The following is a 17,323-nucleotide window of genomic DNA, read 5'->3' as shown; positions in this document are numbered from 1 at the left end:
CCTTCATTATCCTTATCTTTATCCTGATGAAGGATATCATTTATTTGGATAACAACGCAACAACTCGAATTTTGGATGAAGTATGGGATACCATGACTCCCTACTTCATCCAAAACTATGCGAACGCATCGAGTGTTTATCACCAAATGGGGCGTGAAGCCAACGCTGCCATCCAACTTGCCAGAGGGCAGATAGCTGAAGTGCTGAATTGCTCACCGAAAGAACTATTTTTCAATTCAGGTGCAACAGAAAGTATTAATACCGTAATCTGTGGCATATTTGACAAATATCAATCCAAGGGGAATCATATTATCACCGTTTCAACAGAACACAAGGCTGTCTTAAGTTGCTGTGAACAATTGACGAAAAAAGGAGCACAGATCACCTATCTCCCCGTCGATGCACAAGGAATGATCAATATAGACGACTTGAAAAATGCGATGAGTGCCCAGACCATACTCGTTTGCATTATGGCCGCTAATAACGAGACAGGGGTATGTACATCGCTAGCACAAATTGCTACTATTTGTACAGAGAAAGATATCTTGTTCTTCTGTGATGCAACGCAGGCTGTTGGAAAAATCGACATTGATCTACAAAAAATCCCTATCGACCTCTTATGTCTGAGTGCGCATAAACTTCATGGCCCAAAGGGAATCGGCGCCTTATACATTCGTCGAAAATCAAAGCCGATTCAGATTACCCCATTAATTGTGGGTGGTGGTCAGGAAGGCGGATTTAGAGGCGGGACATACAACGTGCCAACTATCGTCGGCTTTGGAAAAGCCATGTCTCTGATTAAGCCAACATCTTATAATACGGTCGAACAAAACCGCAATCTATTGGAAGAAATTTTAAGTGCCATTCCTGAAATCATCATTCATGGAAAAAATGTACCCCGCCTACCAAATACCAGTTACATTAGTTTTAAACACATACTGGCCAGCGAAATAATGACTACCTGCCCTGCATTGGCGCTTTCCTCGGGCTCGGCCTGTGTGACCGGATCCAGGGAACCTTCCCATGTTTTAATGGCTATGGGCATTTCCAAAGAAGACGCATTATCGGCCATTCGCTTTAGCTTAAGCATATTTACGACTCAAGAGGATATTATACGTTGTGCCCAATTGATCACAGAAGCCGTTCGTAAAATCCGCGATCAATCCCCCATCTGGCAGCTTTTCAAAGCTGGCCTGATCGATTAATTTATGACATTCTAAAAACTTTATAACAGACGAAATATAACGAGATTGTATGTATCTTTGTGTCATACAAAGGATATTACTATGATTACAGTTACTGACAAAGCAAAATCTCGTATCGAGGAAATCATGAAGGATGAGCAATATGACAGCAATTACTTTGTGCGTGTTGCTGTGGAAAGTGGCGGTTGTTCGGGCTTGAGTTATAAGCTGAACTTCGATAACGAAGAAAAAAAAGGTGATCAATTTTTCGAAGATAAAGGCGTGAAGGTCTGTTTGGATATAAAATCATTTTTATATCTAGCAGGCACAGAATTGGATTATTCCGATGGTTTGGACGGAAAGGGTTTTGAATTCCACAACCCGAATGCGAGCCGGACCTGTGCATGTGGCGAAAGCTTCTCCGTTTAATCAATCAATCGATCCACCATAAACAAAAGAGCCCTGAAATATTTCAGGGCTCTTTTGGTAAGTAACCAAACACTTTTGGTTGCACCAACAAATTATTAGTTTTATAATTAAATATTGACCTACCTTCATTTTGTTGGAATTTTTTTATTTTTTCAACTTTTTAATGGATAAATATTAAAAATCACAACCAAACAGATTAACTAATGATATTTTCATACTTTTGTATGAAATAACTGAATAAAAAAATAAAACCATGCATATCAATCCATGTATGGTATTTCATTTGACTCATATGGAGGGAAGAAAACTTTTAAGTACCGAAGTTGCTATCAGCTTCGTTAAAGATACATTTGTCCAACAACTAAAGAAAGCATTAAATTTAATTCCGATCTCATCACCATTGGTGGTTTTAGACGGCACAGGATTAAACGATGACTTAAATGGAATTGAGCGTCCCGTATCATTTCCGATTAAATCATTGAATGAAAAAAGGGCTGTCGTGGTACATTCATTGGCAAAATGGAAAAGAGTCCGTTTAAAAGAGCTTGAAATGTTACCTGGGGAAGGCATTGTGACAGACATGAAAGCCCTGCGTCCTGATGAAGATTACACCCCTATTCACTCGATCTATGTAGACCAATGGGATTGGGAAAAAGTAATCGATAAAGATCAACGTAATTTGGCCTTACTGAAAGAAACCGTATTAAAAATTTACGATGCGTTACGATTTACAGAACAACAGGTTGAAAGCAAGTATCCACAGGTAAAAGCGATTCTTCCGGAAACCATTACATTCATTTCGGCTGAAGAACTACTGCAAAAATATCCTAATCTAAGTGCAAAGGAACGTGAAAATACAATCACAAAAGAATATGGTGCTGTGTTTTTATACGGTATCGGAGGGGCACTGAGCAATGGTGTTGCACACGATGGACGCGCAGCGGACTACGACGACTGGAGCACTGCCAATGAGGCTGGGCACAAAGGATTGAACGGCGATATTCTCGTATGGAACCCGATCTTAAATTCAGCATTTGAGCTTTCTTCCATGGGAATTCGCGTCGATAAAACCGCTTTGGCACATCAAATGGAAATCAGAAATTGCACTGAAAAATCCAAACTGACTTTCCATAGCATGCTTCTTAATGATCAATTACCGGAATCTATGGGCGGTGGGATCGGACAATCACGTGTCTGTATGTTTATGCTCAAGAAACAACATATTGGAGAAGTCCAAGTCAGTATCTGGGAAGAGGACAAAAAAGAAACGCTAAGACAAGAAGGTATTGATATCTTATAAAACAATACTTATTAAGAATTAATAACGCGGCAACTATACCGCGTTTTCCAGTATATCGATACAAATCAGCGCAAGGTAATCATCTTTTATAGACCGATTACCTTGTTTTTTTAGGTATAAAATGCCTAAAAAATTTTCATTCTAGTTTGTTCCTTTCAAGATAGCGGTATTTTGTATTTTTGCTAAATGCAGCTAGAAGCTATTTTAAATAAATTAGGCATTTCATCCTTAAATGAGATGCAAGAAAAAGTAGTGGAATCGTTCCAAAAAGACCATGATTTCATCTTACTTTCACCCACAGGATCTGGCAAAACCTTGGCCTTTTCATTGCTCATTTTAGCGCAATTGAGGGAAATCGTTCGGGAGGTTCAAGTACTGATTTTAGTGCCAACCCGCGAACTTGCCTTACAGATAGAGCAAGTGCTACGCAAGGTGGGCACAGGTCACAAAGTCACCTGTGCCTATGGCGGTCATAGTACCCGTATCGAAAAAAATGAATTCAAGGATGCTCCCGCAATTATTATAGGAACTCCAGGACGTATAAAACAACATATCGAAGAAGGAAATTTTGATCCGACCAGTATCCACACCCTTGTGTTAGATGAATTTGATAAATCGTTGGAACTGGGATTTCAGCATCAAATGGATTTCATTATTCGACATATACCAGCCATCAGATCAAGGATATTGACTTCTGCAACGATGATGGATGTAATCCCGCCATTTACACAGATAAAGGAGCCTATTCTTGTTGATTTTCTGAATAACTCACAGAACATACCCCGCATTACAATAAAAAAGGTCGTTGCCCCTGTTCAAAAGAAATTGGAGGCATTACTAAAACTCATCTGCAAGATCGGAACGAAAAAAATGATTATTTTCTGTAATCATCGCGATGCAGTAGATCACATCAGCGAACTGCTGGACAATCGCAATATTATTCACGACACTTTTCATGGCGGACTTGAACAGCAAGATCGTGAGCTGGCGCTTCTCAAATTCCGTAATCATTCCAACAATGTTTTAATCACGACCGATTTGGCTGCAAGAGGGCTGGATATCCCCGAAGTCGATGCCATTATTCATTACCAGCTACCGCATAAAGAAGATGGCTTTATTCATCGCAATGGACGTACTGCGCGTATGCAGGCAAAGGGTGATGTCTATGTCATCTTAAAGCCTGAAGAAGCCTATCCCTATATAGCGGAAGAAATACCTGAAGAGGAATTTCCAGAATACTATGATCTTCCGGAAAATTCACCTTTCGCCACACTTTATATCAGTGCTGGACGAAAAGATAAAGTCAATAAAATTGACATCGTAGGTTTTCTTCTACATTTGGAAGGTGTGGAAAAAGACGACATCGGTATAATAGAAGTGAAAGATAAAGTAGCTTATGTTGCCGTTAAAAGAAAGCTTGCTTCCGTTATTATCAATAAGGCTAGTGGGCAAAAAATCAAAGGACGTAAAGTAAAAATTGGACGTACCTAGTTCTTCGCGCTCCAAGAGATCCTCCTTATCTATTTCGGTGGCGAAGGTCAGATCCATTATCCAACTGTGATTAATGCATAAGGAGACCTGCATTGTCGTTTAAATAAGTCGATATAAAAACCACTCAATGAGTGGTTTTTTTTATAGGGACCTGATTAACTCTTGGTTAACATCATGTTTGATACTAACAGGGGTATTACAGGGGGTTAGCAGGGGTATAACAGGGGGTTAACAGGGGTGTACCCCTATTAACCCCCTGTTAATACCCTGTAAAAAGGGTACTGTTACCCTTTTAATTCCAAACATGGTGTAATCGGAGTTATAAGCCTTATCGAAGTCGTTATAAACAAAAGCAAGAAATAAAGGGAATTTATCAGGGGGGTAGTACCCCCGGGGAATCAATCGCCAGGTAAACCTTCACAATGCCGTGTAAGGCCTACCTGGCGATGCTAATTTAAAATTTTTCAGGGTATGTCATGGGTCCTGTTCAGGTCAAGCGCCCTAGGTTAATCCAGTTCTTTTAAATACCGGAGATACAACTGCACAGCTTCGCGTTTCTTATCTGTCAAATGGAAATTAAGATGCTGCGTCAGATATTTGGTATAATCAAAGCCCTCAAATTCTGGGAGACCGGCTATCACATCGGTTGCATGTTCAACGCCATATGCTAAAGCTTCATTAAATTGCTCCACAAAAGAGTCGGGAAGTTTTTTGTTACTTACCCATAAGGCAAAAGCGAAAGGTAATCCGGTGAAGTTAAACCACTCTTCCCCCAAATCATAAACATAGGGTACTGCATTCTTCTTACCGAAAGTACGATCCCCAATTAGAACATAGGCATCTGGCTCTATAGATTCATCAGTGATCAATTCTACATCCTTTTTCCAATAATTTTTAATCAATACACGTGCTAAACCATTTGACGTGCGCGATTGCTTATCTAAACGTAAAGTTTTGACCTCATCAATAGGCTTATTGGCAAAAATAAAGACAGAATCGACAGCACCTTCTGTGCCGATACAAAAATCGGTATTAATATAATACTCGGGAAGACTTAATAAGGCAGCTGTGGGTATAATACCGATATCAGCTTGATCATCGATTACTTTCTGTGCACAGGCACTTGGATAATCAACGCTCAAGTCGATTTGCTCCATCACTTTCGATTTACGTATTCCATTCAAAAATGGATAAGTATTGGTATACGATACGGCAGAAACTCTAATTTTATTCATTTATCAATGCTTCTAAGTGTGCGGTATTGTAATGGTCCACAATCTCAAATTGACCATTATCATACAGCAATTTATATAAAGCAGTATTTGTATGCGGGAAATCATCCATATAACGGGCATCGACACCTGTCATTAGACAAAGCATAATCCGTAAAGCACGACCGTGCATACAGACTAATATGTTTTTTTCATCTGCCTGAGCGAGCATATGATCCAAGGCGACTTGTTGACGAGCCATCAATTCATAAGGAGACTCTCCGTTTTCAATACTGACATCCAATTCTCCGTTGCGCCATGCTGCGACCAATTTTTCAAAACCAGTTAGCAACTCTGGTGTTTGTTCTTTTCCTTCATAAACTCCCCAGCTTATTTCATCCAAACCAACAAGCTGTTCCCAAGGTAAATCCAAATCAAGAAATCCCTGTACAGTTTGATGCGTACGCAATAAAGTGGAGGTATATATCTTATCAAAAGGCACCGTCTTATAGCGATCAAAGAAAGCCTGAGCTTGAGCTATGCCCATCTTATTGAGCGGGGAATTAACACCCCGTCCCTGCACAATACCTTTTAAATTTAGATCAGTCTGTCCGTGTCGTATAAAATAAAATGTCTTTTTCAACGTGCGATATGAGTTAGGAATTGACAACAGGTAATGCATAATAGCTTTTCTTTTGATCACCTTGATCAAAAACAAAATCATTATAATCGGTCACCACATTGTAGAGGGTATCTCTTTCTATCGGATGGCGTCCAACATTTTTTATCAGCTCGACAACCTCTTGTGTGGTCATCCCTGGCTTTTGCTCTTCTGCTCCTGCCATGCTGTATATTTTTGTCGTATCATCCAATGTTCCATCGATATCATCGACCCCAAAAGCCAAGGACAACTGGGCCGTATCTCTCGATATCATTGCCCAATAAGCTTTAATATGATCAAAATTATCCATGTAAATTCGAGCGATCGCATAATTCCTTAGGTCTTCGATAACGGATACCTCGGGAATATGGGACATTTGGTTCTCCTTATTTCTAAATTTTAAAGGAATAAAGGTCTGAAAACCGCCAGTCTTATCCTGCAGCTGTCTTAGGCGCTCCATGTGATCTACACGATGCCAAAACTGCTCAATATGACCATACAGCATGGTGGCATTGGTATGCATTCCCAGCTTATGCGCTTGCTCATGAATATCCAACCATTGTTCGGCGGTACATTTATCATGTGCAATCTGCTCTCTGATTTCTGGATGAAAAATTTCTGCTCCCCCACCCGGCATGGAATCCAAGCCGCAAGATTGCAAATACTTCAGGCCATCGTAATGGCTTAATTTTGCCTTCTTAAAAATATAGTAATACTCTACAGGTGTAAGTCCTTTAATATGCAACTCGGGGCGATGCGCCTTACATTTGCGAAAGAAATCAGCATAAAATTCGAGGTTTTGTTTAGGAACAACCCCTCCAGTGATATGAACTTCAGTAACAGCCTCATTGTCATATTTTTTAACAATATCCATCATGCCGTCAACTTCCATCTCCCAACCTTCTGCTCGTTCTTTTATTAACCTGGAATACGAACAGAACTTACAGTCATAGACACAAACATTAGTCGGCTCAATGTGAAAATTACGATTGAAAAAAGTATGATCTCCATGGCGTTTCTCACGAATATAGTTAGCAAGCACACCAAGATAGCCTAGCTCACCTTTTTCATATAAAAGCACTCCTTCCTCAAAAGTGATACGCTCCTCTCGCAAAACTTTCTCCGCTATATCTCTCAACTCGACAGCTAAGTTTTTGTCGTTTATCAAGAAATTCAATTTATCTATTGCGTTCATTAAATGTATCTCCTATCTTAAATCAAATGTACCGAAAAGGCAACAAAAGTTATAATAAAAAATGTGACAACAACTAATTTGACAAACCTCTTAGAAAAGAAAGCTAATCTGTAAATTGTTGCATCTCGATTAATTTGCGGTATAATCCTTCACGTTGTATCAGCTCACTATGGCTACCTACTTCTACAATCTTTCCTGCTTCAATAACCACAATTATATCCGCATTCTGAATGGTACTTAAGCGGTGGGCAATGACAACTGTCGTTCTATTGTCCATTAATTTATATAATGAGTCCTGTACCAATTTTTCAGATTCGGTATCTAGCGCAGAAGTCGCCTCATCAAGAAGCATGATCGGTGGATTCTTTAAAACAGCCCGTGCGATACAGATCCGCTGGCGTTGGCCACCCGATAATTTACCGCCCCGATCACCAATGTTGGTCTGATAACCATGTTCTGTTTTCAAAATAAATTCATGCGCATTGGCAATCCGTGCAGCGGCTTCAACCTCTTCCTGGCTGGCAGAAAGATTAGCAAATGCTATATTATTGAAGATCGTATCATTAAACAAAATAGACTCCTGATTGACGACACCGATCATGTCCCGTAAAGAATCCTGGTTTAAATCCCGTAAATCAGTACCATCAAACAAAATTTGCCCTCCAGTGACGTCCATAAATCTCGGGATTAAATCAACCAAAGTTGATTTTCCCCCACCTGAAGGCCCTACCAATGCAACGACTTTTCCTTTTTCTATAGTCAAATCGATGTTCTGGAGAATCTCTTTATCTTTGCTGTACGAAAAATTGACCTGGTTAAATACGATATTCTTCTCAAAGCTTTTCACAAGTTTCGCGTCGGCGCGATCTTTCACTTCCGTCTTTTCATCAATAAGCTCCAATACCCTTTCACCTGCAGCAAGACCATTGTGGATACCGCTAAAAGAATCTGTTAACGCCTTTGCCGGACGCATCACCTGCGAAAAAATAGCGATATAGGCGATAAATTCCGGTGCAGTTAACCCCTTGTCACCTGAAAGCACCAAATGACCGCCATATAAAAGAATAATTGCGACCATAATGACACCCAGTAGCTCAGAAACAGGCGAGCTTAACTGTTGTCTTTTAGCCATAGCACGGCCGATATTCGCATAACGTTCGTTCTCATCATGAAATCTGTTCTTAATAAAGGAGACCGCATTGAAAGCTTTGATAATTTTAATCCCCGATAATGCTTCGTCCAAATAGGAAATCATATTTCCATACGACTCCTGTGCGGCATGCGCCTGACTTTTAAGATTCTTAACGATTCTTGCAATAAAAAATCCAGATATAGGAATAACCAAAAGGGAGAAAAAAGTCAATTTTGGAGAAATATTAAACAGCATCACGATATACGCGATCAATTGCAAAGGTTCCTTAAAAACCACCTGCAATGTCCCTGTAACAGAATACTGAACAACCTGCACATCTGACGCGACTTTAGAAACAATATCTCCTTTTCGTTGCCCCGTAAAATAGCCAACATGCAGATCCATCACATTATCAAACACCGCTCTACGCAATTTGAGCAGGGTATGAATGCGAAAATTCTCCATAATACGCTGACAGAAATAACGAAATAGATTACTGATAAATACAGAGATCACAATAACAATACAGACGTATTTCAATGCACCATAGGCTCCAAACTGGCTATTAGCAACACTGGCATAGTAATTAAACCACGCGAGAATGTCTGTATAAGCCTCTGGCTTTACGACCTCGGCGGTCTCTTTACCAGCGTTAAAAAGTGTATGGAGTAATGGAGCAAGCAATGCTAAATTCAAGGTGCTAAATATAACCGTGATCAGCGTGCAAATTACATAGGGGATTGCAAATTTCTCAATGGGTTTAGCAAACGATAAGAGCCTAAAATATGTTTTCATTTATTTTGAACTAAGACAAATTACCTTTATACGAAAAGTCATTCGTCGGTCTCTCCTCTACCTTTCAGATTTTTGACGAGGAAATTGAACAAAAATAACAAATTAATCAAGAAAAGCACATATCCTGGTAAGGGACTATAAAATTGTTGCATCTCAAGACTAAAGCATCCAGCTTGTTTTGCTTGAAAAATCGATAAAAAAATCTCCTTTTAATAGATAATTCCCTAATTTAGCCTTATTCAAATACCAAATTTATTAAAATAAAATGCAAATAGACGTTGCCAAAAGATTGCAGCACACTGAAGAATATTATTTCTCCAAAAAATTAAGGGAAATAGATGAGTTAAACAAACAGGGTGCGCGTGTAATCAACCTAGGAATTGGAAGTCCAGACTTGCCTCCGCACCCGGAGGTGATCGAGACATTAAATACGAATGCCCAACTTCCAAATGTGCATGGCTATCAAAATTATAAAGGCGCCCCCGCCCTACGACAAGCCGTTGCAGATTGGTATCAACGTTATTATAACGCAACTTTTAATCCCAATACAGAAATATTACCCTTAATAGGGTCAAAAGAGGGTATTGTGCACATCTGTATGACCTATCTACAGGAAGGAGACCAAGCGCTTATACCCAATCCTGGCTACCCAGCTTATGCTGCTGCAGTGAGATTGAGTGGTGCTGAAGCGATTACCTATAATCTTACACAAGAGAAAAATTGGCTTATTGATCTAAATGAGCTCAAAAAACAAGACTTGTCAAGGGTTAAACTGATGTGGATAAACTATCCTCATATGCCAACAGGTGCCTCGGCACCCGATGCATTTTATCAAGAGCTGATTCAATTTGCCAAAGAGCATAACATCTTGATTTGTCACGATAATCCGTATAGCTTTATTTTGACAGATACGCCAAGAAGCATTATGAGTATCCCTGGCGCGAAAGATGTGGCCATTGAGTTGAATTCGCTGAGCAAGTCTTCCAATATGGCGGGATGGCGAATTGGAGTGCTCGTGGGTGCCGAAGAACGTATAAACCAAGTACTCCGTTTCAAAAGCAACATGGACTCAGGTATGTTTTTACCTGTTCAGCTGGCTGCGGCAAAAGCCTTACAACTTGATGCCTCCTGGTATGCTGATCTAAACAAAATTTACGCTGAAAGACGTCAGCAGGTTTATGAAATTATGGATTTACTGGACTGTTCTTATCAAAAAGACCAAGTAGGTCTGTTTGTATGGGCACGCATCCCTGAAAAATATAAGGATGGTTATGCGCTAAGCGATGCTGTTTTGGACAAATCACGGGTATTTATTACACCGGGTGGAATTTTCGGAGACAAAGGCGATCAATATATACGCATCAGTCTCTGTGCCACAGTAGAGGTGCTCAAAGAATCAATCCAGCGCATTAAAGATAATTTCTAAGACATTCGATATCTCGACAGCTTAATCGCTTTGAAATTATCGATAGAATAATTGATCGACAAACAACCAGGGTATAAAGCGTTCGGTGTATAACATTTGAACAAAAATACGCTTAATATAATTGTTTACATATGAACATTGCCATTGTAGGCGTAGGCTTGATCGGCGGCTCAGTTGCCATTCGCCTAAAAGAAACAAAATTCTGCGACAAAATAATCGGTGTAGATAAAAGTCAAAAGAACTTAGATAAAGCGATGCATATCGGCTTCATTGACGAAACAGCAAGCTTAGAAGATGCGATTAAGAGCTGTAAAGTATTGGTGCTCACAATTCCTGTCGATGCCATTTTACATGTTGTTCCTCAAATCTTGGATTTGGTTACAGATCAGGTCGTCATTGACATGGGATCGACAAAAACAAATATTCTCAACAAAATCAAGGATCACCCTAACCGGGGACGTTACGTTGCAGCCCATCCCATGGCCGGAACAGAGTATTCGGGGCCTGAGGCTGCAATACCGGGCTTATTCAAAGGCAAGATGATGGTGTATGTCGAAGCATTTAAAACTGATGAGGATGCTTTCGAAATTGCTGATGCCATCACCGACCAATTGGAGATGCGCAGCTGTTTTATGAATGCGGACGAACATGATGTACACACTGCTTATGTATCACACATCTCTCACCTGACCTCTTTCGCCCTCGCCTTAACGGTATTGGAAAAAGAGAAATCTCAGGGACGTATCTTTGAGCTGGCAGGCTCGGGATTTGAATCTACGGTACGTCTGGCCAAAAGTTCGCCCGATATGTGGACACCTATTTTCAAGCAAAATCGCGAAAATGTACTCGAAGTACTCGAAGAACATATCAAGCAGCTTCAATCCCTGCACGATTCTATTGCCACAGAGGATTATGACAAATTGCACAAACTTATTACCCGTTCCAATAAGATAAAAAGGATCATTAAGTAAAGGGTGCTCTAGTTAGAGCAGCAGGTATAAAAAGTCCACCTTTTGGTGGACTTTTTTTATTCATCTTCCAATTCATTGAATTTATCCAAGTCGGCTTTTGCACCTATAGGATCACCCAATTTTTCACGAATTGCTGCCCGGTAAGAATACAGATCAGAATAATATGGATTCAAATCGATCGCTTTCGAGTAATCTGCCAGTGCGCCTGGTAAATCCTCCAACTTTTCATTCAAATCGGCCCGTAATGAATACACATAAAAATCTTCCGGATTGAGCGTAACAAGGCGGTCAAAATCCAATAATGCTTCCTCAAAATTTCCCAATCGCTCAAACAAAGATGCCCTTTCTTCGTATACGATCGATGAATCACGATCTATTTCCTCCGCTTTGGCATAGTCTTCCAGCGCACTTTGGTAATTGCGATAGGATTCAAACACTTTAGCGCGAAATATATAAGCAGCGGAACGATTCTCATCAAGAGCAATGGCCTGATTGAAATCAGACAATGCCAACTCAAAACAGGTCAATTTCAGGTACAAACTTCCTCTAAAAACAAACAGATTGCTATCCTTATTGTCGGATTCCGCAATAGCAGAAGAATAAAGACCGATTGCTTTTAGATAGCTATAGCAATGAACATATTCAAGTCCCAATGAATTTATTTCGTCAGTACTCAGCTGCTTTGGCTTCGATTCCAGCTCTTGAATAACCAAATTATCGGCCTCAAAGTAAGTGAGTTCAGCTTGATTCTCCGCCCATTCCAATACACTATGATAATTAAAATCCAGTCTCTTGGCAATCTGATAATCATAGAAAGCACCTTCGTCTTCATCGATGAATCGATAAACTAAACAACGGCTCGCATAAAAAAACGGTTCCTCTTTATACTGTTCTATTGCGCTTGTAAAAGTTGCAATAGCTTGGTCATAGGCTGCTATTTTAAAATAATAAAGCCCCAAATAGCTATAGGCAAGTGCATGATGAGTCAAAGCAATCGCCTGCTCAAGTAAAGCGACAGGATTGCCATCGCCACTGATTCCGACATTAAATCCTTCCAATATAGATCTAATCGCGCTCTGTTGGACCGTATCTAGCCAATCAGCGGAAAAAGATGAACTCGCTTCCGGAAAAAATGATGAAATAGGTAAAAAAGAAAACTTAGCAAGAAGTACGGGTACCGGCAGTGTAAAATCTGATTCCACAAAAGTATTGTTTTGTAGAATGACAGCTAGATTTGAAAACATATGCTTCATACCCAAAACTAAGCTAAATTTCATTACAAAAGAAATCTAACGGGAGATCGGGTATTATAATCGGGTGTTCTTATCAACTAATTTCACCTGTCAGGTATAAGTATTTATAGCGGACAATATCCCTCGAATTTGTAAATTTGATTAATTTTTCCTTTTTGAAAACATAATTGGAAACTTTCTCTTCCATCAAACGCAGGAATTCAACAAATTCAGCAAAAAAGTCTTGACGTTCTCCTGGTGTAAACTGGCTGTTTTTTACAATCCAAAAGAATTGCTCTTCATTTACATGGAAAGATACCTCATTTTTCTTTTCTTTTCGAAAAATAAAGATTGGGTCATTTTCTTGGTTAATAAATAAAGCAAAGCCTGTATTTCCACCATCCAAATTAACAACAAAAGCAGAAAAATGGACAGTACCGATCTGTAAATTTTCCAGACAAATTAATTTATGCAACATCAGGTTGACAATTAGATCACCTAAAATTATTAAGTTTTTATTAAAAAACAAAAAAAGGCCCACAAAATAATTGTGGGCCTTTTGTATTCGACGTAAATCTTATTAGAATGTAAATTTCACAGATGCATTCCAAGTTCTACCCTGTCCGATCAAAACAAAATTGGAAGTGTCAATACCATTCCAAGTATTGTTCACATCTGTCACCAAGTTACTCGAAGTAGCTTCCGAAATATAGAACTTATTCAACACATTGTTCATGTTGACACGGAAACTCATACTGTTCTTGTCACTTACTTTGACATTGTAAGAAAGACCGGCATCCAAAAGATTAAAAGACGGTAATTTCATATAGCGTCCATAAGTTTGGCCATCTATTACTTCTCTACGATAATTCGATGCATACAAACGCTCATAATATCTGTAGTTTGCGTCAACAGACAAACCCTTAAACACTTTATATTTAGCACCAAATCCATAAGAAGTTTGCGCTGCGTTACCAACATGTTCACCGGTTAAATTAACCTGAGAACGTCCCAATTCGACGCGGTTATCGTTACGTACGACCGAGTTTACTGCGCCATCGTATTTCCAGTCACCTATCGATAAAAACCCTGTTAAGCTTAATTTTTCGATTGGGCGGGCCTCAAAATCAACTTCTACCCCTCTATGCACCTGTTTTACACCGTAATTTGTTGTATATAAATAGGCACCTTCGACCAAAATACCAGGATCGTTTGTTGGATTGTATTTTTTCACATCATCTGCCGTCGCTAAACTCGAACTACCCGTAACACGGTTTTCCCAAGTTGTGCGGTAAACATTCACATTCACATCCAAGAATCGAGAAGCAAATTTATAACCAGCCTCTAAACCAAGGATTTTTTCATTTTCAGCATTTTCATTAATATCATTTGCAAAATTCATGAAAATATTGTTTTGATAAGGCTGACGGGAATAGTACCCTGCATTACCAAAAACACTATGATGTCCCAATGTATAACTTACACCACCCTTCGTATTGTAGCCAAAGTTGTTCACGTCTTTAGAATCCTCATTACCTGGTGTGTATTGAAAATAATCAGAACGTTTGTTTTGTTGTTCGGAAACCGATCCTTGGAAAAACGCTGTAAAGCCATTTTTCGCATATTCCAATTGACCGAACAGACCTCCGTAACGGATGTATTGATTGTAATCCCAAGCTAAACGATCTTCACGCGAATCAGGTTTACTTGAGAAAGCTTTCCAAGGGTTCGTTGAGTATGTATTGGTAACCAATGGCTTATTAGGGAAATTAACATTACCGCCTAATACAACACCATTTGTATTTCCAAGTGGATCAGTCAATTTACGATAGTGTGTACCTTTATAGTCCCTTACATCAAAACCGACATTGAAATTCAAGGATTCTGAAAGTTTACGATTATAGTTAGAAACTATACCAAACCATTGGTGATTGTTCACATCAGCAGCTAAATATTTGCCTGTATTGTATTTATCGCTTCGCAAGGATTGGCCACCCCCAGCAGCTAACGATGCGTAAACGACAGTTGACAAAGATGATTTATCATCGATCGTCCAGTCCCAGTTCAAGTTGGCTACTGGCTTATGATAAAAGTTCTTTTGTGCATTCATCATCACGCCGTTTGCATCCTTATAATTGTCGTTATAACGTCTGCCATTAGCGAGATAGTTAGACAATTTTGAGGTATACCCCTGGTTGTGCCACTGTGGTGCACCCGTTACCATAAAGTTCAGGTTGTGCTTTTCATTCGCTTTATATCCAACAGACAGGAAATAACTTTGTCCAGCACCTTCTGTATGGTCCATATAACCGTTACCTGACCACTGTGTAAACATAGCCGAAACAGCAAAGCCGTTTTTCATAAGACCGGTATTGTAACCTACCGTTGCCTTCATAAACATATCGTTACCAACAGTGGTACGAACAAAACCACCCTCTTTCATTGCAGTGGATTGTGTCACGTAATTTACGGTTCCGCCGACAGATGAAATCGCTAATTTAGATGATCCCAAACCACGTTGAATCTGCACTAAAGAGGCAATATCTGTAAGTCCCGACCAATTTGACCAATATACACTTCCATTGTCCATACCATTGATAGGCTGACCGTTCAACAAAAATGCTGTATTGGACTGATCAAAACCACGTGTTGTCATAGAAGACTCACCAAAACCTTTTGCCTGACCAGTGATATAAACCGAAGGGGTATTAGCTAATGCTGAAGTAATATCCTGTGCTCCTACCCTTTCCTCTAAATCCTGCTTACGGATCGTCGAAACGGCAATCGGTGTCTTCCTTCCTGCCGCAATATCGATAACCCCATGACCGACAACAACAACCTCATCCAAATTTGTTGAAAATCCAGCCGTAAAAATTGGATTGATATTCAACGATTCCCCCGATTTCAGCATGATGTTTTCGAAAACAACAGGTGTCTCGCCAATGTAAGTTACCTCTACTTTGTAGGGGCCTCCTTCTTGAAGATTTGAAATTTGAAATTTTCCTTGGGCATCGGCTGAGCCACTTACTACTTGTCCACTTGGGATGTGGGTAATTTTAATGGTTGCTCCTTTAACCGTTTGTCCAGTAGCTTCTTTGACAACTCCTGAAACCGAACCAGTATTTGCTGTTTGACCTTGAACGGCACTATAACTAGCAAAAACAAGGGCAAAAAAAAGTAAAGACTTTTTCATGTTAGATGTGATTGTTTTGTTTTTGTGCCGCAAAATTAGGAATTGATTGTCTTTTTAACTAATTTTAACAATACCAATATGATGCAGTATCTCTATATAGAAAGAATAAATTTTAATCTTCCACAGAAAAACAGCAAATTTCCGCAAAAAGAGGCAATAAAAATACAGCATACATAAAATAAATACAACACATCCATCCTATTCATAAAAAAACATCAAAAATAATCAGAATAATATTTTGTCTGTTTTGAATAAATCAAAATTTATCAATTTTACGATTTTTATGAATTGCATACAAGATTTTATAGCCTATCCTCATGAGGTGCTAAAAATTGTTTCTTTCAATCCACCATTCCCACCTACCTCCTTTTCTTCCCACAACAGCTGAAATAAGCCTATAAATAATTAACTTTAACTAATTTAAAAAATATGTTATCCATAGAACAAGCTTATACAGGCATTCTTGAACCGGAATTAATCGCTGAAATAGCGGAAAACGCGCATATAAAAACGTTCCGTGAAGGTGATCTCATCATTGATACCAATCAATATATCAAGGCGATGCCTCTCCTCTTGGATGGGGCAATAAAAATTGTCCGGGAGGATGAAGATAAAGGCGAATTGTTGCTCTACTATCTGGAAAAAGGTCAAACCTGTACAATGTCAATAGCCTGTTGCCTCGGGAATAAAAAAAGTGAAATTCGTGCGCTCGCAGAAAAAACAACGACTGTAGCCATGATTCCAAATGAGCTTGTCAACCTTTGGATGGGAAAATACCCTTCCTGGCGAAATTTCATCATATCAAGTTATTCAAGCCGTATGGACGAAATGTTACAAGCTGTTGATAGTCTAGCTTTTTCCAACATGGAAGAACGCATCATCAATTATTTGAAAGCCAAAGTGAAGCTGAATGACGACCGAATACTCACCCTTACGCATCAGGATATCGCTTCCGATTTAAATACATCCCGAGTCGTTGTCTCCCGAATTTTAAAAAAACTGGAACAGGAAGATAAAATAGTGCTGCTACGTAACGAAATTAGGGTATTAGTGGAATGAGCAAAACATTTGTATCTTTAGTTATACGTAAATTTCAAGAGCAA

The 17,323-nt window shown here is 39.3% G+C and carries 14 protein-coding genes; 7 read left to right on the top strand and 7 right to left on the bottom strand.

The window, feature by feature from the left end; genetic code table 11:
- The first annotated feature begins 26 nt into the window (after positions 1-26).
- The 4 genes from A9970_RS24075 to A9970_RS24060 all read left to right on the top strand — a co-directional run bounded on the left by A9970_RS24075 (position 27) and on the right by A9970_RS24060 (position 4,404).
- Positions 27-1,205, top strand: coding sequence for a cysteine desulfurase family protein (locus A9970_RS24075; RefSeq protein WP_220801690.1), 1,179 nt, complete (start codon positions 27-29; stop codon positions 1,203-1,205).
- An 81-nt stretch (positions 1,206-1,286) separates the two neighbouring features.
- Positions 1,287-1,613 carry an iron-sulfur cluster assembly accessory protein gene (locus A9970_RS24070; RefSeq protein ID WP_153845844.1) on the top strand — a complete coding sequence of 109 codons (327 nt, stop codon included), beginning with the start codon at positions 1,287-1,289 and terminating at the stop codon, positions 1,611-1,613.
- A 253-nt stretch (positions 1,614-1,866) separates the two neighbouring features.
- The gene (gene asnA / locus A9970_RS24065; RefSeq protein ID WP_259655470.1) at positions 1,867-2,913 is read left to right on the top strand and encodes an aspartate--ammonia ligase; all 1,047 of its coding nucleotides are present in this window, start codon (positions 1,867-1,869) and stop codon (positions 2,911-2,913) included.
- Positions 2,914-3,150: 237 nt separating this feature from the next.
- Entirely contained in the window at positions 3,151-4,404 is a 1,254-nt protein-coding gene (locus A9970_RS24060) for a DEAD/DEAH box helicase (protein ID WP_259655469.1), read from the top strand.
- Between the two features lie 506 nt (positions 4,405-4,910).
- Here the strand turns inward: A9970_RS24060 and A9970_RS24055 are convergent.
- The 4 genes from A9970_RS24055 to A9970_RS24040 form a co-directional block, all read right to left on the bottom strand.
- On the bottom strand, positions 4,911-5,639 hold the full coding sequence (locus tag A9970_RS24055; RefSeq protein ID WP_153845842.1) for a menaquinone biosynthetic enzyme MqnA/MqnD family protein: 729 nt from the start codon (positions 5,637-5,639) through the stop codon (positions 4,911-4,913).
- Positions 5,632-6,258, bottom strand: coding sequence for a histidine phosphatase family protein (locus A9970_RS24050; protein WP_182984012.1), 627 nt, complete (start codon positions 6,256-6,258; stop codon positions 5,632-5,634). The genes A9970_RS24055 and A9970_RS24050 overlap by 8 nt, the downstream gene beginning before the upstream one ends.
- 13 nt (positions 6,259-6,271) lie before the next feature.
- A complete protein-coding gene (gene mqnE, locus A9970_RS24045; RefSeq protein WP_120332600.1) occupies positions 6,272-7,471 on the bottom strand; it encodes an aminofutalosine synthase MqnE in 1,200 nt (399 codons plus the stop codon).
- Positions 7,472-7,574: 103 nt separating this feature from the next.
- Positions 7,575-9,398, bottom strand: a complete 1,824-nt coding sequence (locus tag A9970_RS24040; RefSeq protein WP_182984011.1) for an ABC transporter ATP-binding protein — start codon at positions 9,396-9,398, stop codon at positions 7,575-7,577.
- A gap of 265 nt (positions 9,399-9,663) precedes the next feature.
- Between A9970_RS24040 and A9970_RS24035 the strand changes: the two genes are divergently transcribed.
- Together A9970_RS24035 and A9970_RS24030 are read left to right on the top strand one after the other, a co-directional pair.
- Complete coding sequence (locus tag A9970_RS24035; protein ID WP_182984010.1) at positions 9,664-10,824, top strand: pyridoxal phosphate-dependent aminotransferase; 1,161 nt, start codon at positions 9,664-9,666, stop codon at positions 10,822-10,824.
- A 131-nt stretch (positions 10,825-10,955) separates the two neighbouring features.
- A complete protein-coding gene (locus tag A9970_RS24030) occupies positions 10,956-11,795 on the top strand; it encodes a prephenate dehydrogenase (RefSeq protein WP_075993419.1) in 840 nt (279 codons plus the stop codon).
- Positions 11,796-11,851: 56 nt separating this feature from the next.
- Here the strand turns inward: A9970_RS24030 and A9970_RS24025 are convergent, their stop codons facing one another.
- The 3 genes from A9970_RS24025 to A9970_RS24015 all read right to left on the bottom strand — a co-directional run bounded on the left by A9970_RS24025 (position 11,852) and on the right by A9970_RS24015 (position 16,220).
- Positions 11,852-13,072, bottom strand: coding sequence for a tetratricopeptide repeat protein (locus tag A9970_RS24025; RefSeq protein ID WP_182984009.1), 1,221 nt, complete (start codon positions 13,070-13,072; stop codon positions 11,852-11,854).
- A gap of 49 nt (positions 13,073-13,121) precedes the next feature.
- On the bottom strand, positions 13,122-13,505 hold the full coding sequence (locus tag A9970_RS24020; RefSeq protein WP_088162243.1) for a hypothetical protein: 384 nt from the start codon (positions 13,503-13,505) through the stop codon (positions 13,122-13,124).
- Between the two features lie 102 nt (positions 13,506-13,607).
- Complete coding sequence (locus tag A9970_RS24015; protein WP_182984008.1) at positions 13,608-16,220, bottom strand: TonB-dependent receptor; 2,613 nt, start codon at positions 16,218-16,220, stop codon at positions 13,608-13,610.
- 429 nt (positions 16,221-16,649) lie between these two features.
- Between A9970_RS24015 and A9970_RS24010 the strand changes: the two genes are divergently transcribed.
- Positions 16,650-17,279 (top strand): Crp/Fnr family transcriptional regulator, encoded by a 630-nt coding sequence (locus A9970_RS24010; RefSeq protein ID WP_075993423.1) that lies wholly within the window; start codon positions 16,650-16,652, stop codon positions 17,277-17,279.
- Positions 17,280-17,323 lie beyond the last annotated feature (44 nt).

It is taken from the genome of Sphingobacterium sp. UME9 (assembly GCF_014170215.1).
GTDB classification, from domain to species: Bacteria; Bacteroidota; Bacteroidia; order Sphingobacteriales; family Sphingobacteriaceae; genus Sphingobacterium; species Sphingobacterium paramultivorum.
Note: the sequence above shows the minus strand (reverse complement) of the source record. Positions and strands in the feature narration are given on the sequence as shown.

Bases quoted from the DNA above. Each gene is read 5' to 3' on its own strand.
- A9970_RS24075 (WP_220801690.1), top strand. From the start codon at position 27: ATGAAGGATATCATTTATTTGGATAACAACGCAACAACTCGAATTTTG.
- A9970_RS24070 (WP_153845844.1), top strand. From the start codon at position 1,287: ATGATTACAGTTACTGACAAAGCAAAATCTCGTATCGAGGAAATCATG.
- asnA (WP_259655470.1), top strand. From the start codon at position 1,867: ATGCATATCAATCCATGTATGGTATTTCATTTGACTCATATGGAGGGA.
- A9970_RS24060 (WP_259655469.1), top strand. From the start codon at position 3,151: ATGCAAGAAAAAGTAGTGGAATCGTTCCAAAAAGACCATGATTTCATC.
- A9970_RS24055 (WP_153845842.1), bottom strand. From the start codon at position 5,639: ATGAATAAAATTAGAGTTTCTGCCGTATCGTATACCAATACTTATCCA.
- mqnE (WP_120332600.1), bottom strand. From the start codon at position 7,471: ATGAACGCAATAGATAAATTGAATTTCTTGATAAACGACAAAAACTTA.
- A9970_RS24040 (WP_182984011.1), bottom strand. From the start codon at position 9,398: ATGAAAACATATTTTAGGCTCTTATCGTTTGCTAAACCCATTGAGAAA.
- A9970_RS24035 (WP_182984010.1), top strand. From the start codon at position 9,664: ATGCAAATAGACGTTGCCAAAAGATTGCAGCACACTGAAGAATATTAT.
- A9970_RS24030 (WP_075993419.1), top strand. From the start codon at position 10,956: ATGAACATTGCCATTGTAGGCGTAGGCTTGATCGGCGGCTCAGTTGCC.
- A9970_RS24025 (WP_182984009.1), bottom strand. From the start codon at position 13,072: ATGAAATTTAGCTTAGTTTTGGGTATGAAGCATATGTTTTCAAATCTA.
- A9970_RS24020 (WP_088162243.1), bottom strand. From the start codon at position 13,505: ATGTTGCATAAATTAATTTGTCTGGAAAATTTACAGATCGGTACTGTC.
- A9970_RS24015 (WP_182984008.1), bottom strand. From the start codon at position 16,220: ATGAAAAAGTCTTTACTTTTTTTTGCCCTTGTTTTTGCTAGTTATAGT.
- A9970_RS24010 (WP_075993423.1), top strand. From the start codon at position 16,650: ATGTTATCCATAGAACAAGCTTATACAGGCATTCTTGAACCGGAATTA.